This is a genomic window from Ruegeria sp. BHSB172, assembly GCF_059613165.1.
In genome coordinates this window covers 39,356-61,425 of record NZ_JBXWRZ010000018.1, presented here as the reverse complement: position 1 = coordinate 61,425, position 22,070 = coordinate 39,356, and the positions used below count along the sequence as shown (strand labels likewise).

Annotated in this window: 22 protein-coding genes; 10 read left to right on the top strand and 12 right to left on the bottom strand. The window is 62.3% G+C overall.

The window, feature by feature from the left end; translation table 11 throughout:
- On the top strand, nt 1-189 hold a 189-nt coding region (locus tag AC2FM3_RS10555; RefSeq protein ID WP_496681453.1), incomplete at its 5' end, for a fasciclin domain-containing protein.
- 37 nt (nt 190-226) lie between these two features.
- On the opposite strand, the gene AC2FM3_RS10550 is transcribed toward AC2FM3_RS10555, so the two are convergent.
- The 11 genes from AC2FM3_RS10550 to coxB form a co-directional block, all read right to left on the bottom strand.
- Nucleotides 227-1,645, bottom strand: coding sequence for an FAD-binding oxidoreductase (locus AC2FM3_RS10550; protein WP_496681450.1), 1,419 nt, complete (start codon nt 1,643-1,645; stop codon nt 227-229).
- 38 nt (nt 1,646-1,683) lie between these two features.
- A complete protein-coding gene (locus AC2FM3_RS10545; RefSeq protein WP_496681447.1) occupies nt 1,684-2,502 on the bottom strand; it encodes an MBL fold metallo-hydrolase in 819 nt (272 codons plus the stop codon).
- 92 nt (nt 2,503-2,594) lie between these two features.
- Nucleotides 2,595-3,179, bottom strand: coding sequence for a GNAT family N-acetyltransferase (locus AC2FM3_RS10540; RefSeq protein ID WP_496681444.1), 585 nt, complete (start codon nt 3,177-3,179; stop codon nt 2,595-2,597).
- Nucleotides 3,179-4,441, bottom strand: a complete 1,263-nt coding sequence (locus AC2FM3_RS10535) for a M16 family metallopeptidase (protein WP_496681442.1) — start codon at nt 4,439-4,441, stop codon at nt 3,179-3,181. The genes AC2FM3_RS10540 and AC2FM3_RS10535 overlap by 1 nt, the downstream gene beginning before the upstream one ends.
- The gene (thrC, locus tag AC2FM3_RS10530) at nt 4,438-5,826 is read right to left on the bottom strand and encodes a threonine synthase (protein ID WP_496681441.1); all 1,389 of its coding nucleotides are present in this window, start codon (nt 5,824-5,826) and stop codon (nt 4,438-4,440) included. Before thrC ends, AC2FM3_RS10535 begins: the two co-directional genes overlap by 4 nt.
- A complete protein-coding gene (locus AC2FM3_RS10525) occupies nt 5,823-6,500 on the bottom strand; it encodes an SURF1 family protein (protein WP_496681438.1) in 678 nt (225 codons plus the stop codon). The genes thrC and AC2FM3_RS10525 overlap by 4 nt, the downstream gene beginning before the upstream one ends.
- 172 nt (nt 6,501-6,672) lie before the next feature.
- Nucleotides 6,673-7,488, bottom strand: coding sequence for a cytochrome c oxidase subunit 3 (locus AC2FM3_RS10520; RefSeq protein ID WP_496681436.1), 816 nt, complete (start codon nt 7,486-7,488; stop codon nt 6,673-6,675).
- A gap of 22 nt (nt 7,489-7,510) precedes the next feature.
- The gene (locus tag AC2FM3_RS10515) at nt 7,511-8,086 is read right to left on the bottom strand and encodes a cytochrome c oxidase assembly protein (protein WP_496681434.1); all 576 of its coding nucleotides are present in this window, start codon (nt 8,084-8,086) and stop codon (nt 7,511-7,513) included.
- Nucleotides 8,086-8,247: a cytochrome c oxidase system small membrane protein gene (locus tag AC2FM3_RS10510; RefSeq protein ID WP_170587672.1), complete on the bottom strand. Its 162-nt coding sequence runs from the start codon at nt 8,245-8,247 to the stop codon at nt 8,086-8,088. Before AC2FM3_RS10510 ends, AC2FM3_RS10515 begins: the two co-directional genes overlap by 1 nt.
- Entirely contained in the window at nt 8,244-9,200 is a 957-nt protein-coding gene (gene cyoE / locus AC2FM3_RS10505) for a heme o synthase (protein ID WP_496681431.1), read from the bottom strand. Before cyoE ends, AC2FM3_RS10510 begins: the two co-directional genes overlap by 4 nt.
- An 82-nt stretch (nt 9,201-9,282) precedes the next feature.
- Entirely contained in the window at nt 9,283-10,194 is a 912-nt protein-coding gene (gene coxB / locus AC2FM3_RS10500) for a cytochrome c oxidase subunit II (RefSeq protein WP_496681428.1), read from the bottom strand.
- A 176-nt stretch (nt 10,195-10,370) separates the two neighbouring features.
- Here coxB and tldD point away from each other — a divergent pair, with 176 nt between their 5' ends.
- From tldD to AC2FM3_RS10475, 5 genes are all read left to right on the top strand, one after another.
- Nucleotides 10,371-11,792 (top strand): metalloprotease TldD, encoded by a 1,422-nt coding sequence (tldD, locus tag AC2FM3_RS10495; protein WP_496681426.1) that lies wholly within the window; start codon nt 10,371-10,373, stop codon nt 11,790-11,792.
- Between the two features lie 226 nt (nt 11,793-12,018).
- Nucleotides 12,019-13,155: a DNA-processing protein DprA gene (gene dprA, locus AC2FM3_RS10490; protein WP_496681423.1), complete on the top strand. Its 1,137-nt coding sequence runs from the start codon at nt 12,019-12,021 to the stop codon at nt 13,153-13,155.
- A 144-nt stretch (nt 13,156-13,299) separates the two neighbouring features.
- Entirely contained in the window at nt 13,300-15,915 is a 2,616-nt protein-coding gene (topA, locus tag AC2FM3_RS10485; protein ID WP_496681421.1) for a type I DNA topoisomerase, read from the top strand.
- 114 nt (nt 15,916-16,029) lie between these two features.
- Entirely contained in the window at nt 16,030-16,734 is a 705-nt protein-coding gene (locus AC2FM3_RS10480) for a CoA transferase subunit A (protein WP_040634234.1), read from the top strand.
- Nucleotides 16,734-17,360, top strand: a complete 627-nt coding sequence (locus AC2FM3_RS10475; protein ID WP_496681419.1) for a CoA transferase subunit B — start codon at nt 16,734-16,736, stop codon at nt 17,358-17,360. The genes AC2FM3_RS10480 and AC2FM3_RS10475 overlap by 1 nt, the downstream gene beginning before the upstream one ends.
- A gap of 49 nt (nt 17,361-17,409) precedes the next feature.
- On the opposite strand, the gene AC2FM3_RS10470 is transcribed toward AC2FM3_RS10475, so the two are convergent.
- The gene (locus tag AC2FM3_RS10470) at nt 17,410-18,276 is read right to left on the bottom strand and encodes a lytic transglycosylase domain-containing protein (protein ID WP_496681417.1); all 867 of its coding nucleotides are present in this window, start codon (nt 18,274-18,276) and stop codon (nt 17,410-17,412) included.
- Nucleotides 18,277-18,628: 352 nt separating this feature from the next.
- On the opposite strand from AC2FM3_RS10470, the gene AC2FM3_RS10465 reads away from it, so the two are divergent.
- The 4 genes from AC2FM3_RS10465 to AC2FM3_RS10450 all read left to right on the top strand — a co-directional run bounded on the left by AC2FM3_RS10465 (nt 18,629) and on the right by AC2FM3_RS10450 (nt 22,066).
- Entirely contained in the window at nt 18,629-18,871 is a 243-nt protein-coding gene (locus AC2FM3_RS10465) for a Flp family type IVb pilin (RefSeq protein ID WP_496681414.1), read from the top strand.
- Nucleotides 18,872-19,098: 227 nt separating this feature from the next.
- Nucleotides 19,099-19,335 (top strand): Flp family type IVb pilin, encoded by a 237-nt coding sequence (locus AC2FM3_RS10460; protein ID WP_496681412.1) that lies wholly within the window; start codon nt 19,099-19,101, stop codon nt 19,333-19,335.
- 232 nt (nt 19,336-19,567) lie between these two features.
- Nucleotides 19,568-20,449: a Flp pilus assembly protein CpaB gene (cpaB, locus tag AC2FM3_RS10455; RefSeq protein ID WP_496681410.1), complete on the top strand. Its 882-nt coding sequence runs from the start codon at nt 19,568-19,570 to the stop codon at nt 20,447-20,449.
- A gap of 207 nt (nt 20,450-20,656) precedes the next feature.
- Entirely contained in the window at nt 20,657-22,066 is a 1,410-nt protein-coding gene (locus AC2FM3_RS10450; RefSeq protein ID WP_496681408.1) for a type II and III secretion system protein family protein, read from the top strand.
- Nucleotides 22,067-22,070: the final 4 nt, after the last annotated feature.

Genomic DNA, 22,070 nt, shown 5'->3' with positions numbered 1-22,070 from the left:
GTTCCGGGCAAGGTGATGTCGGGTGATCTGTCCGACGACATGACTGCCGCCACCGTTCAGGGTGGAGAGATCACAATCGACCTCGACAACGGTGTCATGGTCAATGACGCAAATGTCGTTCAGGCAGATATCGAAACCAGCAATGGCGTGATCCACGTCATCGACAAGGTTATCCTGCCCGCATCGTAATGGATTGGTAGTTGCGGCCCGGCGTACCGGGCCGCACTCACGCATCTGACAGGACGGCGCCCGGGTTCATTATGCCGAGCGGGTCCAAAGCAGCCTTTATGGCGCGCATGGCCGACAGTTTGGCCGGATCACCATAGCGTTCCAGATCGCCGGTCTTCAAACGGCCCACCCCATGCTCGGCACTGACCGATCCTTCAAATTCATGCACCAAGTCATGAACCGTGCGCTTGATCGCGGCGCGCCGGTCATTGAACTCGCCCCGGTCGCGGCCTTTGGGCGGGAAGACGTTGTAGTGCAGGTTGCCGTCCCCCAGATGACCAAAGCAGTTCACCCGGAACGGTCCAAGGGCGGCAATCGCCCTGCCGCCTTGCCGGATGAAGTCGGGGATCCGCGAAATCGGAACCGAGATATCGTGGCTGGACACCGAACCGATCAACCGGTTCGCCTCGGGGATGCGTTCGCGCACCGACCACAGCGCGTCGCGCTGCGCGGCGCTCTGGGCTATGACGCCGTCTGACACCAGACTGCGGGCCTCGGCAGCGACGAACAAGGACTCCAGCGCCGCCTCGGGCTCGTGCCCGGTCGGCAATCCCAGCTCGATCAGGACTGACCATTCCGGCGGTGTGTCAAAGGGTTGCCGCACGTCCGGCAAGACCTCTGCCAGAAAATCCAGCCCCTGTCTGTGGATCAGTTCGAACGCGCTGACGGTTTCGCCCAGATGGTCCCGGGCCAGGGCAAGCAGGTCGATCGCCGCTTCGGGGCTGGTGACCTGAAAAATCGCCGTGCCCAGCCCGGCAGGACGCGGGAACAGCTTGAGCGAGGCGGCGGTGATGACCCCCAGCGTGCCTTCGGACCCGATCAGCAGGTTGCGCAAGTCATAGCCGGTGTTGTCCTTGCGCAACCGCCCCAGCCCGTGCCAGATGTCGCCGTTGGGCAGAACCGCCTCGAGCCCCAGGCACAGATCCCGCGCGTTGCCATAGCGCAGGACGTTCACGCCCCCGGCATTGGTGGCCAGGTTTCCCCCGATCCGGCAGGACCCCTGCGCCGCCAGCGACAGCGGAAACAGCCGGTTGGCCGTCTCGGCCGCGGTCTGAATGTCGGCCAGCACCGCGCCGGCCTCGGCGATCAGGATGTTTTCGGTTGGGTAAACGGCCCGTATCGCGCGCATCCGCTCGAGCGACAGGATCAGGGGCGCGGGGCCATCCGCCATGACCTGCCCGCCCACAAGGCCAGTGCCGCCACCGTATGGCACCACCGGCACGCGGGCCTCGGACGCCAACCGCACCAAGGCTGCGACCTGCTCAACCGTGCGAGGCAAGGCCAGCAGACCCGCATGCCCGGCAAAGCGGCTGCGCGGCTCTTCCAGATAACGCGGCTCGACCGAGCGCAGAATATCGTCACCCAGGCAGGCGCGGATGGTTTCGGCAAAGGTTTCGTCGGCAGGGTTCAAATGCATGCCCCCTGCATGCCCAAGCCTGCGGCGGACGGCAAGGCTTATTCCAGCTCCATCAGGTATCGCGGCTCGAGCACCACCACCGTCGGGCGATCCGGCAAGGTCCGCAGCGATACTTCGATTTCCGAAACCCCGTCCCGGCGCACCGGAAAGTCGGATCGGATATCGGCCAGGAACCGGTCCAGCGAATATCCCGAGAACCAGTGCATCGGAATGATGACCGAGCTTTTCAGCCGTTGCAGGACCGAGATCATCTCGGGCAAGGGCATGGTCGTGCCCCCGTCCACCGCCGCCATGACCACGTCCAGCCGCCCCAAGGCCGCGAACTGTTCGTCGGATGGCACATGGTGCAGATGCCCCAGATGGCCGATGCACAGGCCTTCGACCTCGAACACGAAGATCGAGTTTCCGCGCTCTTCCACCCCGCCATACGCGGACCGAATATCGGTCGAAACGTTGCGCACCAGCAATTCGCCCAGATCGAGGTGGTGTTCGATGCCCTGCCCGAACTCGCCCCACCCCGGCAGCACATGCGGTATGGCCGGATCGGGATAGGCGGTCCAATGGGTGTCATGTGCGTGGTTCATCGTCACGATGTCGGGGATCAGATCCGCGCCGCCGATGAAGCCGGTATAGTCGGTCACCGCATTCAGCCCACCCGGTGTCTGGATCAGAAAGGACGCATGCGCGACATAGCTAATCCGGACCGAAAATTCGGGCACCGGATCCTGCCACGCCGCCTTGTGCAGATACTGGATTCCGGGGGTGTTCTGGGCGATGGCGATGCAATGGCTCGGCCGACGCTCCTGCGCCGCCGCCGTCCCTGCCAGCAAGATCAGACCCGTCAAAATACTCCTCATGCCAGACAGTCTAGCGCATCCGGTACCCGAGTCACGTCACGGGGCCAAGATTTTGCAAACAGTCCCGCCAGCACCAGCGCCGAACGGGCGGCCTAGCCCGCGTCCGTCCGCCCGCGCCGGTCCGAACGCAGCGACGCATAGAGAACATGTGTCCGCCAACGCCCATTGATCTGCAAATAGGATTGCGCCACGCCCTCGTATTTGAAGCCCGAGCTTTCCAATAGCCCGCGAGAGGCGGCGTTTTCCGGCAGGCAGGCGGCCTCGATCCGGCTCAGGTCCAGGCGGGTAAAGGCGTAATGCACCACGGCGCCGATGGCCTCGCGCATATACCCCTGCCGGGCAAAAACCTGCCCGGTCCAATATCCCAGGGTTCCGGCCTGCGCCGGCCCCCGGCGGATGTTGTCCAGCGTGATGGCGCCCACCAGAACGTCGTCGGCGCGGCGGAACAGGAACAGCGGAACTGCCGTGCCATTGGCCACCGAGCGTTGCGCCCAGTAGACACGGTTGGTGAACGATTTGCGGGTCAGATGGTCCTTGGCCCAGATCGGCTCCCACGGGGTCAGATACTCGCGCGAGGCCAGCCGCAGCGCGGCCCAGTCGTTGAAGTCGGAATGCACGGGCGGGCGCAAGCTCAACCGCTCGGTCTCGAGTTTCAGCCTGCGTCTGCCCAACAGCATCACGCCGCGCGCCTCTCCTGCAACTGCTCGAGCGTCGGCGCACTACCGACCGGCCCATAAAGCGCCAGCGCCGCCGGGGCCTGAACCGCCATCTTCTCGGCAAAGGCGCGGACGTCTGCGGTGTTGACCGCGTCGATCTTGGCCACGGTTTCCTCGAGCGGTGGAACACGGCCCCAGATCTGCACCAGCCGGGCCAGACGCTCGGCCCGGTTCGAGGGGCTTTCCAGCCCCATAAGCATCCCGGCCTTCATCTGCGCCCGGGCGCGGGCAACCTCCTCGGCGCTCATGTCCTCGGCGGCGCGCTTCATCTCGTCGATGGTGATGGTGGCCAGCTCGCCCACCTGATCGGCCGAGGTGCCGGCATAGATCGTGGTCGTTCCCGTGTCGGCATAGGCGCCGGTCTGGGCAAAGATCGTATAGCACAGGCCGCGAGTCTCGCGCACTTCCTGGAACAGGCGCGAGGACATGCCGCCGCCCAGCGCGGTCGAATAGATCTGCGCGGTATAGATCTCGTCATCGCGATAGCCCGGGCTTTCCAGCGCCAACGCGAAATGCGCCTGCTCCAGCACCTTGTCCCGCCGCGCCTCGCCGCCGGTGAACCGGGCGGGCTCAGGCAGCAGCCCCTTGCGGGGTTGCAGATGGCCGAACATCTCTTCGGCCAGTTTCATCAGCTGGTCATGATCGACGGCGCCCGCCGCCGACAGGATCATCTGGTCGGGCGCATAGTGCTCGGCCACGAAGGCCGACAGGTCGTCGCGCGAAAAGGCGCTGACCCGTTCAGTCGGCCCCAGGATCGTGCGGCCCAGCGGCTGATCGCGATAGCTCTGTTCCTGCAGCCAGTCAAAGATCACGTCGTCGGGCGTGTCATGCGCCTGGCCGATCTCCTGCAGGATCACGCCGCGCTCAACCTCGATCTCGCGCGGGTCGAAGACGGGGTTCAGGACGATGTCGCCGACCACGTCCATCGCCAGCGCCACGTCATCCTTAAGCACCCGGGCGTAATAGGCCGTCACCTCGCGCGAGGTATAGGCGTTGATATAGCCGCCCACATCCTCGATCGCCTCGGCGATCTGCAGGGCCGAGCGCCGCTCGGTGCCCTTGAAGGCCATGTGCTCGAGGAAATGCGCGATGCCGTTCTGTTCGATCCGCTCGTGCCGCCCGCCGGCGGTCACCCAGATGCCGATGGCGGCCGATTGCAGCCCCGGCATCTGTTCGCTGACGATCCGAAAGCCGTTCGTTAGTTGGTCCAGTCTGACAGTCACTCAGCAATGTGCCTTTTGATATGATCCTCGATGGCGCCCAGATCGTTGGCGATGCGGGTCACCCGTTCCGGACGTTCATACAGATCGGACATGCGCGAGGGAAGAGGCGGATGCACACCGCTGGCCTGCTCAACCGCGGCGGGGAATTTCGCAGGGTGCGCGGTGGCCAGCGTGACCATCGGCACATCGGCGGCGCGGGTGTCCTCGGCCACCTTGATGCCCACGGCAGTGTGCGGGCAGACCAACTCGGCGCTGTGTTGCAGCGTGGATTTGATCGTGGCCAGCGTTTCCGCTTCGGACACACGACCCGAGTCGAAACTTTCGCGCAGAGCCTCCATCGCGCCTTGGCTGACGTGGAAGCCGCCCTGTTTCAACTCGTCCATCAACTGCGCCACGGCCCGCCCGTCTTCGCCATAGGCATAGTACAGCGCGCGTTCGAAGTTCGAGCTGACCTGAATGTCCATTGACGGGCTGATCGAGGGGATGGTGTCGCCCTTGAAATAGCCCTGCCCCGACAGGCAGCGATGCAGGATGTCGTTCTGGTTGGTCGCCACCACCAGACGGTCGATGGGCAGACCCATCCGCTTGGCGACATAGCCGGCGAAGATGTCGCCGAAATTGCCGGTGGGCACCGTGAAGCTGACCTTGCGGTGCGGCGCACCCAGGCTGGTCGCGGCCGAGAAATAATAAACCACCTGCGCCAGCACCCGGGCAAAGTTGATTGAGTTCACCCCCGCCAGCTTGACCCCGTCGCGGAAGTCGAAATCGTTGAACATGTCCTTCACGGCGGCCTGACAGTCGTCGAAATCGCCATCGACGGCCAGCGCGTGCACGTTGCTGTCGGCGGGGGTGGTCATCTGGCGGCGTTGCACCTCGGACACGCGGCCATACGGGAACAGGATGAACACATCGACCGCATCCAGCCCCCGAAACGCCTCGATCGCGGCCGATCCGGTATCACCGCTGGTGGCGCCCACGATGGTAACACGCTCGCCCCGCCGTTTCAGCGCCACCTGGAACAGCTGACCGATCAGCTGCATGGCGAAATCCTTGAAGGCCAGCGTGGGCCCGTGAAACAGTTCCAGCAGAAAGTGGTTCTCGTTCAGCTGCTTCAACGGCGCGCGGGCATCGTGACCGAACCCGGCATAGGCGCGTGCAATGATCTCTTTGAACTCGTCCCCGGCGAAAGAGCCGCTGACATACGGCCACATAACGCGGAACGCGATCTCCTCATAGGGCAGCCCGGCCAGCGCGGCGATCTCGTCCTGGCTCAGAACCGGAATTTCGGCAGGCAGGTAAAGGCCACCGTCGCGGGCCAGACCGGTCAGCATCGCCTCTTCAAAGCTCAGTTCGGGCGCCTGCCCGCGGGTCGAGATGTATTTCATTGCGCGTCACTTTCTGATGGGGCGCGGCCGCGCCACAGGAAATATCCGGTCATTGCGGCCCAGACCAGCGCCAAGCCGAACCATGTCACCGCGTATTGCAGATGGTCATTGGGAATACCCGCCGTATCCACCGGCAGCGGCGTGATGGTGGGATCGGTCTGGCTGCGGGCAACCAGTAGGATCGGTTCGGCCCCAAGCGCATCGGCCAGCGCGGGCACGTCGCGGGCAAACCAGATGTTGCCCGCCGGGTCCGGATCGGGGGTGTAGCTGTCGATCTCATCCGGCCAATGCAGATTTCCGACAACCTGCATGGGTCCGGTCCGGCGCTCGGCCTGCTTGGCCGTTGTGGGGACAAAGCCCCGGTCCACCAGGATCGTGCGATCACCGGTTCGGAAGGGCGCGATGATCCGATAGCCCGGCCCGACCTGCTTGACCGAAACCAGTACATGGATTTCGCCGGGCAGCATCTCGCCTGAAACCTCGACGGGCAGATAACGGTCGGCATCGGGATCGAACGCCTCGGGCAGAGGCATCGGATCGGCGGCGATCCGGGCTTCGATGTCGGCCAGAATGCCCTCTTTCCACGCCAGACGCTGAACCTGCCAAGTGCCCAGAGACACAAGAACCGCCAGCCCGGCGAGCCCGAAAATCAGCAGAAACAGGATACGGCGCATATCTGGCCCTTGTTGCGTGTCATACCGGCTCGGGGTCAAGCCGGCGTCTTGTTACGGTCTGTGCGCACGGAAATGCAACCGTGCAATTGTACGGGGCGCAATCCCCTGCGCCCCAGATCGAGAAAAAGCCGCCCCGAGGGGCGGCTTTTGCAATTCGACAGCCTCGCGGGCGTTACATCAGCGGTGCTTGGCCCCAAATGTAAACCGCGAAGAACAGGAACAGCCAGACGACGTCGACGAAATGCCAATACCAGGCAGCCGCCTCGAAGCCGATGTGTTTTTCCGGAGTGAAATCGCCCCGCATCGCACGGATCAGACAGACCGTCAGGAAGATGGTGCCGATGATCACATGTGCACCGTGGAAGCCGGTGGCCATGAAGAAGTTCGAATAGAACTGGTCGCCGCCGAATTCCCATCCTTCGTGGGCCAGCAGTTCAAAATATTCATAGGCCTGCAAAGCCGTAAAAACGACCCCAAGAAAGATGCCGATTGCCAGGCCCTGGACCAGTGCCTTGCGGTCATTTTCGTGCACCAGGGCGTGGTGTGCCCAGGTCACGGCACAACCCGACAGCAGCAGGATCAGCGTGTTGATCAGCGGCAGGTGGAACGGATCCACCGCGTGGATATCCGGCTGGACGTATTCAGTACCGGCATACTCGTACATCGGGTACATCCGATGCTTGAAGAACGACCAGAACCAGGCAAAGAAGAACATCACCTCGGACATGATGAACAGGATGAAGCCGTAGCGCAGACCGATGCGCACGACCGGTGTATGGTCACCGGCGCGGCTTTCGGCCACCACGTCCGACCACCAGCCGAACATCGTGTACAGAACCGCCACAAGACCGGCCCAGAACACGAAGGACGTCACTCCGTGCATCCACAAGACGGCTCCGAACAGCATGACGAAGCCACCGATCGAGCCGATCAGCGGCCAGATCGACGGGGCCAGAATGTGGTAATCGTGGTTTTTTGCGTGTGCCATCAGCGTCCCTCACCTACAGGCGTTAGTTCGTGTTTGTTTCTGCCTGCGCATCAAGGGCGGCATAGCCCTCGGGCAGGTCGATTTCGTAGAATGTATACGACAGCGTGATCGTATGAACATACTGAGCTTCGGGGTCTTCCACCATTTCGGGGTCGACGAAGAAAGTTACGGGCATTTCGACCCGCTCACCGGGCTCCAGAACCTGCTCTTCAAAGCAGAAACAGGCGATTTTCTGGAAGTATCCTCCGGCGGAATAAGGCGTCACGTTGTACGATGCCTGTCCCGCAACTGGCTTGTTCGTCGGGTTGTACGCCTCGTAGAACGCCAGACCGGTCTCGCCGATACGCACCTTCATCTCGCGCTCGACGGGCTTGAACTCCCACGGCATGTCTTTGGCCTTGGACGCGTCGAAGCGAACGGTCACCACCCGGTCGAGGATCTCATCAGGCGTGGCCTCAGCCACTCCGGTGGTGCCCCCGAACCCGGTGACCCGGCAGAACCAGTCGTAAAACGGCACAGCCGCCCAGGCCAGGCTGCCCATCAGAACAACCAGACCAACGGTCTGCGCAACGGTCTTCTGCGGTCCGGTCAAAGCCATCAGTTCTGAACCTCCTCGGTGGACACACCGAAATCGCTGCCCGAGACCTTGACGATGGTCAGGCCGAAGATGATCACGATGAACGCCGCCAACGTCAGCCCAACACCCAGGTTGCGGCCGAACCGGCGCTGGTGCAGCTCATGGCTTTTGCGCAGGCTCATGACCAGCCTCCCAACCCGTAGGGTTTCAGCAACGCCTCGGCGAGAATCGCGCCGAAATGCAGGAACAGGTACAGCAGCGACAGCTTGAAAAAGCTGCGCTCGACCTTGAAATTGTCCGCCTCGGCATCGTCTTCGGTGCGACGCGAGATGGCCCAGGCCCCCTGCAGGAACAGCGCGTTCAAAACTACAGCCACAGCCAAGTAAATCGGGCCACCGATGCCCGAGAAAGCAGTGCCCACGGCCAGCAGGGCCAGCAATGCGGTATAGACTAGGATATGGGTCCGTGTGGCGCGGCGTCCATGCGTCACTGTCAGCATCGGCACGCCCGCGTCGTCATAATCCGAGCGCATGAACAACGCCAGCGCCCAGAAATGCGGCGGTGTCCACATGAAGGTCAGGGCAAACATCAGCCACGGTTCGAGCGTCATCGAACCCGTGGCGGCAACCCAGCCGATCACCGGGGGAAACGCTCCCGCAGCGCCGCCGATCACGATATTCTGCGGTGTCAGGCGCTTGAGCCACATCGTGTAGATCACGACATAGAAAAAGATGGTAAAGGCAAGAAACGCGCCCGCGAACCAGTTGGTCGCCAAGCCCAGCATGATCACCGACAGGCCCGACAGGGCAAGGCCCAGCGCCATCGCCTCGCCGGGTTCGACCTTGCCCGACGGGATCGGACGACCCTTGGTGCGCTTCATTACCTTGTCGATATCCGCATCCCACCACATGTTCAGCGCACCCGAGGCGCCGCCGCCGATGGCGATGAACAGGATCGCGCAGAACCCGACGAAGGGGTGCACGGACACAGGTGCGGCCAGCAGCCCCACCAAGGCGGTGAACACGACAAGCGACATCACCCGCGGCTTGAGCAGCGCGAAATAGTCGCCAAAGCCGGCCTCGTCCGCACGGGGTTGTGCGGCAAGTGTGCTGGCATTGATGCTCGCGTCGGTCATGACAGGTCCTTGTGGTGCGAAAGCTGCGCGAAACCCGCGCAGCCTGTCCTTGGTTTCGATCGGGCCTCAGGCCCTAAGGCGGTCAGTTCGCAGCGATCTGGAACGACGCGGGCAGGCCGGCATATTCTTCCTGCGCCGATTTCAGCCATTCCTCATAGGCTTCTTCGCTGACGACCTTGACGGTGATCGGCATGTAAGCGTGGTCCTTGCCGCACAGCTCGGAACACTGACCGAAATAAATGCCTTCCTTGTCGGCTTTGAACCACAGCTCGGCCAGGCGGCCCGGAATACCGTCCTGCTTGACGCCAAAGGCTGGAATCGTCCACGAATGGATCACGTCGGCCGCGGTGACCTGCATCACGACCACCTTGTTGACGGGCACCACGACGGCGGTGTCGGTGGCCAGCAGCCACTCATCCTCGCTGTAGCCGGCATCAGCCAGCTTGGCGCGCATCGCGTCATCCAGAACGAACGGCGTGACTTCGGCATCGGCCGGACGGGCGCTTTCGTCCAAGGTGGCAGGGTGCCCCAGCAGATAGCTGTCGAAGGCAAATTCGTGATCGACATACTCGTAGGTCCAGTACCACTGGTTGCCGGTCACCTTGATGACGACGTCGCCCTCGGGGATTTCCTGCTGCTTGAACAGAACCGGCAGCGAGAATGCCCCGATGAACACCAGAATCAGGATCGGGCCCAGAGTCCAAGCGATCTCGACCGGGGTGTAGTGCGAGAATCGCGCCGGCGTCGGGTTTGCCCGCTGGTTGTAGCGCACGATGCAATAGACCAGCAGGCCTGCGACCAGCAGACAGATCGCGGTGATGATCACCAGAATCATGCCGTCAAGGCGTTGAATCCCTTCGGCCAGGCTGGTGGCCGCGGGCTGGAAACCCATGCCGCCGTCGACCGGCTTGCCGATGATCTCAAGGTCCTGAGCCATGGCGGGAAGGCTGGAGAGGGCTGCGAACACCCCCGAAAGCATCAAAGCATTCTTCATTTTCTGTCCTGATCGTTTGATCTTTGCGTCTCTGGCGAACAGGTGTGAATCGGTCACACCTCTCCCGTTGTCTTTGGCCGCGTTAAAAACCATATTCCGGGGGCTAGATAAAGCAAAATGCTTGCGTCAAACAGACGCTATTTTTGATCTGGATCAAATCCGAAAGGCCGCAACCAATGACTCACGCCCCGTTTCGCCCGTTCGAAACCGTTTTGCCGCAAGACGAGGCGCTGACCGTGCTGCGGTCGGCCACCGATGGCGCCGAGGACGGCGAACTGTTCGTCGAGCGCCGCAAGTCCGAATCTCTTGTCTTTGATGACGGTCGTCTGCGGTCGGCCTCGTACGATGCGTCCGAGGGGTTCGGCCTGCGGGCGGTTCAGGGTGAAGTGGCAGGATATGCCCATTCTACCGACGTATCCATCCCGGCATTGAAACGCGCGGCCGAAACCGCGCGGCTGGCCGTCGGGGATGGTGGAGGGACACTTGCCGCCTCACCGCGAGCGACGAACAAGAAGCTGTACACCGACGAGGACCCGATCGAATCCGCCAGCTTTCCGGTCAAGATCGAGACCCTGCACCAGATCGACAGCTTCGCCCGCGACCTTGATCCGCGCGTTGTTCAGGTAAGCGCGGTGATTGCCGCATCGGTTCAGGAGGTCGAAATCCTGCGCCCCGACGGAACCCTGGTGCGCGACGTACGCCCGATGACGCGGGTCAATGTCTCGGTCATCGTCGAGCAGAACGGCCGCCGCGAGAGCGGATCGGCCGGCGGCGGCGGACGGGTCGGGCTCGACGGGCTGATTGATCCGGCCGATTGGCAAGACAAGGCCCGCGAAGCCTTGCGCATTGCTTTGGTCAACCTTGACGCCGTTCCTGCTCCGGCCGGCGTGATGGAAGTCGCACTGGGCCCCGGCTGGCCTGGCATCCTGTTGCACGAGGCGATCGGCCACGGCTTGGAAGGAGATTTCAACCGCAAGGGCAGTTCGGCCTTCGCCGGGCTGATGGGGCAACGGATCGCCTCCAAGGGCGTGACCGTGGTGGATGACGGGACCATCCCCGATCGCCGGGGCTCGATCACCGTGGATGATGAGGGCACGCCCAGTTCGCGCACCGTGCTGATCGAGGACGGGATCCTGACCGGCTACATGCAGGACCGCCAGAATGCGCGCCTGATGGGGGTGACCCCCACCGGCAACGGACGGCGGCAAAGCTATGCGCACAAGCCAATGCCGCGCATGACCAACACGATCATGCTGGGCGGCGATGCCAACCCGGCGGATCTGGTTGCCGAGATCAAGGACGGCATCTGGGCCGTGGGTTTCGGCGGCGGCCAGGTCGACATCACCAACGGCAAGTTCGTGTTCAGCTGCACCGAGGCCTACCGGGTCGAGAACGGCAAGATCGGCGCCCCGGTCAAGGGCGCGACGCTGATCGGCGACGGCCCGTCGGCGCTGAAGCGTATCCGGGGTCTGGGCAACGACATGGCATTGGATCCGGGCATGGGAACCTGCGGCAAGGACGGCCAGTGGGTTCCGGTCGGCGTAGGCCAGCCCACCGTTTTGATGGATGGCCTGACCGTGGGCGGGTCTGCCGCCTGAGGCGAATCAATGTCGGAGCGGCCTCGGCTCGGTTAACCGGGGCCGCCCTTCCAAACATTTCGCACCCGCGCGGACGCCAGGCAGGAAAAAAATTTTTGTTATCTTTTCAATATTATATCGACAATCACGCCTGAAACACTCGCCTTAACTCCTAAATTTTTTCGAGATTCACGCGCTGTTAACCCGGCCAGCCGTAAACCAGTTCTGCAATCAGGCGGAGCCACGGATGACCGAAGAGCAGCAATCTTCCATTCACCCCCCACTCCCACCCACCACGGAAGAGGACCGGTTTTCTTGGCTTCGTCTGATGCGTTCCCGCAAGGTCGGCCCGGCCACGTTCCGGCGCCTGCTGCACGAACATGGCTCGGCGCAGAATGCGCTGGCCGCGCTGCCGGAAGTGGCACGCGCTGCCGGAGTCAAAGGGTATGAAACATGCCCGCCCGGCGTGATCGAGGCAGAGCTCAAGGCCGCAAAAGCCGCCAAAGCGCGGCTTTTGTGCCTTGGCTCGGCCGACTACCCCTCAATGCTGGCGGACTTGTCCGATGCGCCCCCCCTGCTTTGGGCAATTGGGGATACGTCAATCCTGCATCGGAAGATGATTGCCCTTGTCGGGGCTCGGAACTGTTCGTCGTTGGGCGCACGGATGGCCCGCGCACTGGCAGACGGGCTGGGCGCACAAGGCTATGTCGTAGTTTCGGGGTTGGCGCGGGGAATCGATACCGCTGCCCACAAGGCCGCGTTGGAATCTGGAACGGTCGCAGTGATGGCCGGTGGTGTCGACGTCATCTATCCGGCCGAGAACACGGATTTGGCCCGCGATATAGCGCTGCGGGGTCTGCGCCTGTCCGAACAGCCCATGGGCGTCACCCCGCAAGCCCGGCATTTTCCCCGTCGCAACCGGATCATCTCGGGCCTGGCGCAGGCGGTGGTGGTGGTCGAAGCCGCTGCCAAATCCGGCAGTCTGATCACTGCGCGCGACGCTCTGGACCAGGGGCGCGACGTGTTGGCCGTGCCGGGCCATCCGTTCGACGCGCGCGCGGCGGGGTGCAACCTGTTGATCCGCGAAGGCGCCACGCTGGTGCGATCGGTCGACGACGTGATCGAAGCCCTGCCTCCACAGACAACCGATCTGTTCGATGCGTCCGCTTCCCCGCAGCCCGCTCCGGATCACGTGCATCCGATTTCGACCGACGACTTGCAGGGCATAATCCTGTCGCGCCTTGGTCCTTCGCCGGTGGCCGAAGACCAACTGATCCGGGACGTGCAGGTTCCGGCCAGCGCCGTCGGCCCGATTCTGGTCGAACTGGAGCTGGCGGGGCGCATCCAAAGACAGGCGGGCGGGCTGTTGTCTCTGGCCGTCTGACCCGGGTTCGATTTGTCGTTTCACCGGCTCGCAGCGCACCGGAATTCGGACGCGCAATACAGTGCATTGACAAATCCGCCTTGCCCTCCACATCTTGCACGGCCATACATGCCGCCCAATCCGTCGAGCGAGGTTTTAGACTAAATGCCTGTAGTTGTTGTAGAATCCCCGGCCAAGGCAAAAACGATCAACAAATATCTCGGCCCCGACTACACGGTTCTGGCTTCGTACGGCCATGTTCGCGACCTGCCTCCGAAAGACGGATCGGTCGATCCGGACCACGATTTTTCCATGAAATGGGAGGTCGCCGCCGACAGCCGCAAACACGTCAAGGCCATCGCGGATGCGCTCAAGGATGACAACGCGCTGATCCTGGCCACCGACCCCGACCGCGAGGGCGAGGCGATCAGCTGGCACCTGCAGGAGGCGCTGACCAAACGCCGCTCGATCAAGAAGGACACCGAGGTTCGGCGCGTGACCTTCAACGCCATCACCAAGGATGCGGTGACCAAGGCGATGCAGAACCCGCGCGAGGTGGACATGCCTCTGGTCGAGGCGTATCTGGCCCGGCGCGCGCTGGACTATCTGGTCGGCTTCAACCTGTCGCCGGTTCTGTGGCGCAAGCTGCCCGGCGCGAAATCGGCCGGACGCGTGCAATCGGTCTGCCTGCGCCTGATCGTCGAGCGCGAGATGGAGATCGAGGCGTTCAAGCCCGTTGAATACTGGTCGGTCAAGGCGCTGTTCGAAACGCCGCGCGGCCAGACCTATGAGGCGCGGCTAGTCACGCTGGCCGGCAAGAAGCTGGACAAGCATGACATCGCCAATGCAACCCAGGCCGAACTGGCGGTTCAGGCGATCACCAGCCGCGCGCTGAGCGTGACCTCGGTCGAGGCCAAGCCGGCCGCGCGCAACCCCAGCGCTCCGTTCATGACCTCGACCCTGCAGCAGGAAGCCAGCCGCAAGTTCGGTATGGGCGCGCGCCACACGATGCAGGTGGCCCAGCGTTTGTACGAGGCCGGGCACATTACCTATATGCGAACCGACGGCATCGACATGGCGCCCGAGGCCGTCGCGGCCACGCGGGACGCGATCAAGGACCGGTTCGGTGCCGAATACGTGCCGGACAGCCCGCGCATGTACAAGAACAAGGCCAAGAACGCGCAGGAAGCGCACGAATGCATCCGGCCCACGGACATGAACAAGGATGCGGCCGCCCTGAAACTGTCGGATGACGATCAGCGCAAGCTGTACGATCTGATCTGGAAACGTACGATCGCCTGCCAGATGGCGGCCGCGCGGCTGGAACGCACCACCGTCGAAATCGGCAGCGATGACGGTCAGGTCGGCCTGCGCGCCACCGGTCAGGTCGTGCTATTCGACGGCTTCATGCGCGTCTACGAGGAAGGCCGCGACGATGTCGAGGACGAGGATGACAAGCGCCTGCCCCAGATCATGCAGGGTGATCCGGCGCGCTTTGCCAAGACCACGCTGAAGGATCAGTTTGACAAGGCTACCGCCGACGGCGCGGACAAGAAGGCCATCCTGTCGGACAACCAGACGGTTCTGGCGCTGCAACACCACACCCAACCGCCGCCGCGCTATACCGAGGCGACACTGGTCAAACGGATGGAAGAACTGGGTATCGGGCGACCCTCGACCTATGCCTCGATCGTCACCACGATTCAGGACCGCGGTTACGTCCGCAAGGACAAGAACCGCCTGATCCCCGAGGAAAAGGGCCGGATCGTCACGATCTTCTTGCTGAATTTCTTCCGCCAGTATGTCGGGTACGAATTCACTGCCAACCTCGAAGAGCAGCTGGACGAGGTGAGCGCCGGCGCCCGCGACTACAAGGACCTGCTATCCAAGTTCTGGCGCGATTTCTCGGCCGCGATCGCCGAGACGTCCGAGCTGCGGATTTCAGAAGTGCTCGACAAGCTGGACGAGGCGCTGGCCCCACAGCTGTACCCCCCGCGCGAGGATGGCTCGGATCCGCGCATCTGCCCCAAATGCGGGGTCGGACGGCTGCACCTGAAAACCTCGCGGACCGGCGGATTCGTGGGCTGCGGGAACTATCCCGAATGCACCTATACCCGCCCCATCGCCGGTGAAGGCGCCGAGGGCGAGGAACGTCTGCTGGGCATGGATGGCGAAGATGAGATCTGGCTGAAATCCGGACGCTTCGGCCCCTATGTCCAGCGCGGCGAAGCCACGCCCGAGAACAAGAAACCGCCACGCGCCTCTTTGCCCAAGGGTTGGAGCAAGGATGACATGGACCTTGAAAAGGCGCTGACCCTTCTGAGCCTGCCGCGCGAGATTGGCGAACACCCCGAGGGCGGTATGATCAGCGCCAATTTCGGGCGCTTCGGTCCCTATATCATGCACCAGCTACCGGACGAGGCGAAGCCGGTCTACGCCAATCTCAAGGATCCCAACGACGTGTTCGAAATCGGCATGAACCGGGCCGTCGAACTGTTGGCGGAAAAGCGCGCCAACCCCGGGCGGCGGGGACGGGCTGCGGCCAAACCGCTGAAGGAACTGGGCGAGCATCCCGATGGCGGCGCGATCCAGGTTCTGGACGGGCGCTATGGGCCTTATGTGAAGTGGGAAAAGGTCAACGCGACCCTGCCCAAGGACATCAAGCCCGAGGACGTTACGCCCGAAATGGCGGTGGAACTGGTCAATGAGAAGGCGGCCAAGAAAGGCACCCGCAAAAAGGCCGCGCCCAAGAAGAAAGCCACCAAGAAGAAAGCCAGCTGATCCAGGCCCCCGCGGGCGGTTAGGTAGAAATACCACCCGCCCGCAGGTTTCATTGACTTCCCAATGACGTGGCGGCACAACCTGCCCATCACCATGTCATTGGGGGAGTTTTCCATGAAGAAAGTCTATGCCAATGCCACCGAGGCCCTCGATGGGATACTTCGGGATGGCATGCTGATCGCGGCCGGCGGGTTCGGCCTGTGCGGCATTCCCGAATTGCTGCTGCAGGCGATCAAGGAGTCGGGCGTGAAGGATCTGACCTTTGCCTCGAACAACGCAGGCGTCGACGATTTCGGCATCGGCATTCTGCTGCAGACGCGGCAGGTCAAGAAGATGATCAGCTCGTATGTCGGTGAGAACGCCGAATTCATGCGCCAGTACCTGTCGGGCGAGCTTGAGCTGGAATTCACCCCACAAGGTACCTTGGCCGAGCGCATGCGCGCCGGCGGCGCGGGTATCCCGGGCTTCTATACGAAGACCGGCGTCGGCACCGTGATCGCCGAGGGCAAGGAGCACAAGGAGTTCAACGGCGAGACCTACATCCTCGAGGAGGGGATCTTTGCCGATCTGGCCATCGTCAAGGCATGGAAAGCCGACGACACCGGCAACTTGGTGTTCCGCAAGACCGCCCGCAACTTCAACGTGCCGGCGGCGACCTGCGGCAAGATCTGCGTGGCCGAGGTCGAAGAGATCGTGCCGCGCGGTTCGCTAGATCCCGACTGCATCCACCTGCCCGGCATCTATGTGCACCGGGTCATTCAAGGTCAGCACGAAAAGCGCATAGAACAGCGCACCACCCGCAAGAAGGAGGAAGCGTAATGCCCTGGGATCGCAATCAGATGGCCGCGCGTGCGGCCGAGGAACTGGAAGACGGCATGTATGTGAACCTCGGCATTGGAATTCCGACGCTGGTGGCGAACTATGTGGGCGACAAGGACATCACCCTGCAATCGGAAAACGGCATGCTGGGCATGGGCCCCTTCCCCTATGAGGGCGAAGAGGACCCCGACCTGATCAACGCCGGCAAACAGACCATCACCGAACTGCCCCGCACCGCCTATTTCGACAGCGCCACGTCTTTTGCCATGATCCGCGGCGGCAAGATCGCGGCGGCGATTTTGGGCGCGATGGAGGTCGACGAGAAAGGCGATCTGGCCAACTGGATGATTCCGGGCAAGCTGGTCAAGGGCATGGGCGGCGCGATGGACCTGGTGGCCGGGGTCGGACGGGTCATCGTGGTGATGGACCACACCAACAAGCACGGCGACAGCAAGGTGCTGAAGGAATGCACCCTGCCGCTGACCGGCAAGGGCGTGGTTGACCGCATCATCACCAACCTGGGCGTGCTGGACGTCGTCGAAGGCGGCCTGAAGATCGTAGAACTGGCCGAAGGCGTCACCGAAGAAGACATGCGCGCGGCGACCGAGGCGACCATCGTCGCTTGACCCGGTTGGCGTTGGGAACTGCAAAGGCCCGCGATTGCGCGGGCCTTTTTCACTTCATGGTCTGAAACACGCAGCCGTCGGAAACAAGATCGGGAGGTGTGGCGCACAAGGCGCGGGCGACCTGGAACGCCGCCAGCACCTTGGGCACATAGTCGCGGGTTTCAGCATAGGGCGGCACGCCATTGTGCTTGCGCACCGCGCCCTCGCCTGCGTTGTAACCGGCCAGCACGAGGATCGGATCGCTCCCGAACTCTCCCATCAACCAGTCGAGATATTTCACGCCACCGGCAATGTTCTGCTCCGGCAGCATGCTGTCAGTCACCCCGAACCGCTTGGCGGTGGCGGGCATCAGCTGCATCAACCCCTGCGCCCCGGCCGAGCTGACGGCCGTCTCGCGTCCGCCGGACTCCACCGACATCACCGCCAGCACCAGAGCGGGCGATACCTTGGTGCCCACGGTCGAGCGCAGGATATCCACGCCGCGCTGCTCGACGATGCGCTGCAGTGTTTGAAGCCGCGGCGAAGCGACCCCGACCGTTGCCAGCGCCTGAAGCGCTGGATCCAGCCTTCCCGGACCAGCCTGGGCCATGTCAGGCGAAATCCTCGCCCAGAAGGCCTTGTATGCACCTTCGGGCGTTTTCTCGGGCTGGATCTGCGGAAGGTTGGCCGCCGGTACTTTGGTGCGGGCAATGATGTCGGGCACGACAAGCGTGGCGCCTGTGCTGGGGGCCGACGGCGCCTTGGCATGTTCCTCGGCCGATATCTGGACGGTGACATGCGGGCGCGCACCCGGTTTGGGCGCCTTGATCCGTTTGTAGACGCCGCGCGGTTCGATATCGGTGGCCTGGGCCGGTGCAACGAAAGCTGCTGCAAACGCCAAAACGCCGGCGCATGTCAGTACGCTCGGGATTCTCATCTTGCCTGCCTCATCTTCTTTTGGCGTTGATTTGTTACGCGAATCCGCGCTGCGGGCCAGAAAAACCACATGAATTAGGGCGTTTTTGCCTCATTTGCCGCAATTTTGCATCGGAATACTCCCCGCCCCGAAGATATGAGAAAATTTTTTTTGTTATAATTCAGCGCGTTGAAAGAAAAATGACTAAAAAGTTAAGCACGCGGAAGAAAATCATCTGTTTGGCCCAAATCCTGCCATGCGGGCAGGGCAAACATAATGCCATACCGAGACGGTCATGAGCAGACTGAGAGAGGACGCTCTGGAAAGACCCCGAGGTTTTATTAGCTTAGTGATCCTTTAGGAGGGACGTAACATGATCAAGCTCTTCAAGAAATTCCGCAACGACGAAAGCGGCGCCGTGACTGTTGACTGGGTCGTTCTGACCGCGGCCGTCGTGGGCCTGGGCACCGTTGCCTACACGCAGATCTCGGGCGGCGCGACCGGCCTGGCCACCAACGTGAACAGCGCTCTGAGCGGTGCAACCGTTTCGACCGGCACCAACGCCGGCGCAGCCGGTGGTATCACCACCGCAGGCACCGGCACCGGCGGCAGCTAAGCCCCGAAACATGCATTCTGGGCCGCGCCAAACTGGCGCGGCCTTTTTTTTAACCAAAACGTAGGACTTCGTGTGTTGAACCGAGCATAGTTCCCCGCCCGGCCAACCTGCTGTCCGCCATGGACGGGCAGCCGGGTTGCACGAGGAGACGAAAGCAACGGTATGGTCGGCACCTGCTGCGCGGTTCGCGCAAGACACGGGACGCCGACGGTTAAGAGGTATACGCCATGATTCGAGTTGCAAGTGATTTCATTCGCGATGAAGAAGGTGCCGTCACAGTTGATTGGGTTGTCATAACCGCGCTGGTCGTGGGACTGTCGATGGTGACATATCTGGTCATTCAAACGGCCACCACCAACATGGGTGGCAACGTTGACACCGCTTTGAGCGGTTCAACCGTCAGCACTGGCACCAGCGCTGGAGGGAACGGCGGAATCGTGACCGCGGGCACCAGCGGAAGTTGAGGTCTCGAAACACTTCCCGGGTGAGTCTCGGGCATTGCCAAGGTTGACCAGACAGAATTTCGCGCGGCGCTTTGCTGCGCGGGGACGTCACTTGGAGCGTTTCCCCAACAACCCTGGCGAAAATCCGGAATTTGTCCCACATTTCGACACAATTCCGATTTATCAAATATGCTGTTTCAATGTCTTGTTTGGGCCGATACACGTGCGACCAACAAAATAAAGAGGTGAACGCATGCGAGCTGTTTTTGGACTTGTCCTGATCATCGGGGTCGCCCTAGCTGGTGGCGCGGTGTACATGGCCCGAAATTACATTGCCGAGTATCAAAACGCACTGGCCCGGGAAAAACAGGCGGCTCAAGAGGCGCTCGCGAATGCCAAAGTCAACGTGGTGCCAACCGTGGGCGTCATCGTTTCGACTCGCAAACTGAAATATGGTGAACCGCTGACCACCGAGGATGTGCGCGTGGTCGAATGGCCTGAAAACGCGATTCCCGAAGGCACGTTCACCGACATGACCGCGCTGTTCCCCGAAACGGGCCAGAACGAGCGGTTCGTTTTGCGTGCGATGGAAAAGGACGAGGCCATCATGGCGGTGAAGATCACCAAACCGGGTGAACCAGCCGGCCTGACCTCGTTGCTGGAAAAGGGCAAACGCGCCTTTGCCATCAGTGTGGACGTGGCCTCGGGCGTTTCGGGCTTCCTGCGCCCCGGGGATGTGGTCGATGTGTACTGGACCGGGTCGTTGCGGGGCGCGGTCGAAGGCGCGAACGGCGAGATCACGCGCCTGATCCAGCCGAATATCGAATTGATAGCCGTGGACCAGACGGCCGGTTCCGACGTGACGGGCACGACCATTGCCCGAACGGTGACGGTGGCCGCCACCCCCGAACAGATCGCGGCGCTGGCGCAGGCGCAAAACACCGGGCGGCTGTCGCTGGCTTTGGTGGGCGTACAGGATGAAACCGTCGCAAGCGCCATCGAAATGGACCAGCGTAAGCTGTTGGGCATCAAGGAGAGCGCACCTGCTCCGGTCAAGCAAGAGGAGAAGGTCTGCACCATTCGGACCCGCCGGGGCGATCAGATCGTAGAGACTCCGATCCCCTGCACAAACTGATGCTTGCTCAATAGCTTGCCAGCCAAATTCGGAATGAAGCCGCGCTTTGTGCGCGGCTTCTCTCGTTTTGGTTGTTGCCCATTCTCCACATAAGGAAAATTCCGGAAACCCTTGATTATTGCAATAAAACCCGAATTCGCGCACAGTTCGCCATCATAGGGCAACAGACCCACAAAAAACTGAGTGGTGATCGGAGAGGCAGGTCACATGACATTTCGTTCCTGGATTGGCGCAACCCTTTTGGGGGTAGCGCTTGTTACGAGCCCGGCCGGCTTCGATGCCGCTTGGGCCGAAAATCTTCGCGTGGTCAAGAAAGGTACGGCGGAAACGCTGGATGTGCCGATCAACCGCGCCATCGTGGTTGAAAGCGAAACACCTTTCGCGGAGCTCAGCATCGCGAATGCGGGCATCGCGGATATTTCGTCGCTTTCGGACCGCACCATCTATGTGTTGGGCAAGGCGCCCGGCATGACGACGCTGACCTTGTTCGACGGCGCCGGCAATCTGATCACCAATGTGAGTGTTCGGGTCGCACCGGACGTGACCGAATTCAAAGAGCGCCTGAGGCAGATTCTGCCAAACGAACCGATCGAGGTGCGCACCGCCAATGACGGGATCGTGCTGTCTGGCACGGTTTCCAGCTCGGCCAAGCTGGCGCGGGCACTGGAACTGGCCGAGCGCTACGCCCCCGAACGCGTATCGAACCTGATGAATGTCGGTGGTGTGCAGCAGGTCATGCTGAAGGTCCGCTTTGCCGAAATGAACCGCTCGGTGGCCAAGAACCTGTCAGCCTCACTGGGCTTTGGCGGCGGTGACGTGACCGGCGGCATCAACACGCTGAACAACCAGGGCGCCCTGACCAATGCCTTGGCCAACAACATTCCGGTGGCCCAGTCCAATACGGGCGCCATCCTGTTCGGCTTCGGCGCGGGGTCGACCCAGGTTCGCCTGCTGCTCGAAGCGCTGGAAGCCAAAGGCTTGGCCCGCAGCTTGGCCGAACCGAACCTGTCTGCCCTGTCCGGCCAGGAGGCGACGTTCCTCGCCGGTGGCGAGGTTCCGATTCCCGTACCGCAGGATGACGGCGTGGTTGCCATCGAATACAAGGCCTTCGGCGTCGAGATCGACTTTGTGCCGCGGGTCGTTGACGGTGACCTGATCAACCTCGAGATGGCCGCGTCGGTGTCCAGCATCGACACCGGCTCGAACTTCACCATCAACGGCGACAACGTTCCCAGTTTCATCACGCGCCAGACCAGCACGACGGTTGAACTGCGCGACGGAGAAAGTTTTGCGATCGCGGGCCTGATCCAGGACGACTTTACCGACCTGAGCAATCAGATCCCCTGGCTGGGCGACGTTCCGGTGCTGGGCGCGTTGTTCCGAAGCGCCGAATACCAGCGCGAGCAGAGCGAACTGGTGATCATCATCACCGCGCATCTTGTGTCGCCGACGCGCGGCGAAGCGCTGGCCTTGCCCACGGATCGGGTCAAACCGCCAAGCGAATTCGACCTTTTCGTCAATGGTCGTGTAGCCCGCACCGAGCGCACGGGCAACGGCGCGGCGTCGGAAGTTGCCAAACAGGATTTCGGCAGCTCCTACGGCTATGTCCTGGACTGATAGG

Coding starts and splice junctions, on each gene's coding strand:
- AC2FM3_RS10550 (WP_496681450.1), bottom strand. CDS start 1,645: ATGCATTTGAACCCTGCCGACGAAACCTTTGCCGAAACCATCCGCGCC.
- AC2FM3_RS10545 (WP_496681447.1), bottom strand. CDS start 2,502: ATGAGGAGTATTTTGACGGGTCTGATCTTGCTGGCAGGGACGGCGGCG.
- AC2FM3_RS10540 (WP_496681444.1), bottom strand. CDS start 3,179: ATGCTGTTGGGCAGACGCAGGCTGAAACTCGAGACCGAGCGGTTGAGC.
- thrC (WP_496681441.1), bottom strand. CDS start 5,826: ATGAAATACATCTCGACCCGCGGGCAGGCGCCCGAACTGAGCTTTGAA.
- AC2FM3_RS10525 (WP_496681438.1), bottom strand. CDS start 6,500: ATGCGCCGTATCCTGTTTCTGCTGATTTTCGGGCTCGCCGGGCTGGCG.
- AC2FM3_RS10520 (WP_496681436.1), bottom strand. CDS start 7,488: ATGGCACACGCAAAAAACCACGATTACCACATTCTGGCCCCGTCGATC.
- AC2FM3_RS10515 (WP_496681434.1), bottom strand. CDS start 8,086: ATGGCTTTGACCGGACCGCAGAAGACCGTTGCGCAGACCGTTGGTCTG.
- AC2FM3_RS10510 (WP_170587672.1), bottom strand. CDS start 8,247: ATGAGCCTGCGCAAAAGCCATGAGCTGCACCAGCGCCGGTTCGGCCGC.
- cyoE (WP_496681431.1), bottom strand. CDS start 9,200: ATGACCGACGCGAGCATCAATGCCAGCACACTTGCCGCACAACCCCGT.
- coxB (WP_496681428.1), bottom strand. CDS start 10,194: ATGAAGAATGCTTTGATGCTTTCGGGGGTGTTCGCAGCCCTCTCCAGC.
- tldD (WP_496681426.1), top strand. CDS start 10,371: ATGACTCACGCCCCGTTTCGCCCGTTCGAAACCGTTTTGCCGCAAGAC.
- dprA (WP_496681423.1), top strand. CDS start 12,019: ATGACCGAAGAGCAGCAATCTTCCATTCACCCCCCACTCCCACCCACC.
- topA (WP_496681421.1), top strand. CDS start 13,300: ATGCCTGTAGTTGTTGTAGAATCCCCGGCCAAGGCAAAAACGATCAAC.
- AC2FM3_RS10480 (WP_040634234.1), top strand. CDS start 16,030: ATGAAGAAAGTCTATGCCAATGCCACCGAGGCCCTCGATGGGATACTT.
- AC2FM3_RS10475 (WP_496681419.1), top strand. CDS start 16,734: ATGCCCTGGGATCGCAATCAGATGGCCGCGCGTGCGGCCGAGGAACTG.
- AC2FM3_RS10470 (WP_496681417.1), bottom strand. CDS start 18,276: ATGAGAATCCCGAGCGTACTGACATGCGCCGGCGTTTTGGCGTTTGCA.
- AC2FM3_RS10465 (WP_496681414.1), top strand. CDS start 18,629: ATGATCAAGCTCTTCAAGAAATTCCGCAACGACGAAAGCGGCGCCGTG.
- AC2FM3_RS10460 (WP_496681412.1), top strand. CDS start 19,099: ATGATTCGAGTTGCAAGTGATTTCATTCGCGATGAAGAAGGTGCCGTC.
- cpaB (WP_496681410.1), top strand. CDS start 19,568: ATGCGAGCTGTTTTTGGACTTGTCCTGATCATCGGGGTCGCCCTAGCT.
- AC2FM3_RS10450 (WP_496681408.1), top strand. CDS start 20,657: ATGACATTTCGTTCCTGGATTGGCGCAACCCTTTTGGGGGTAGCGCTT.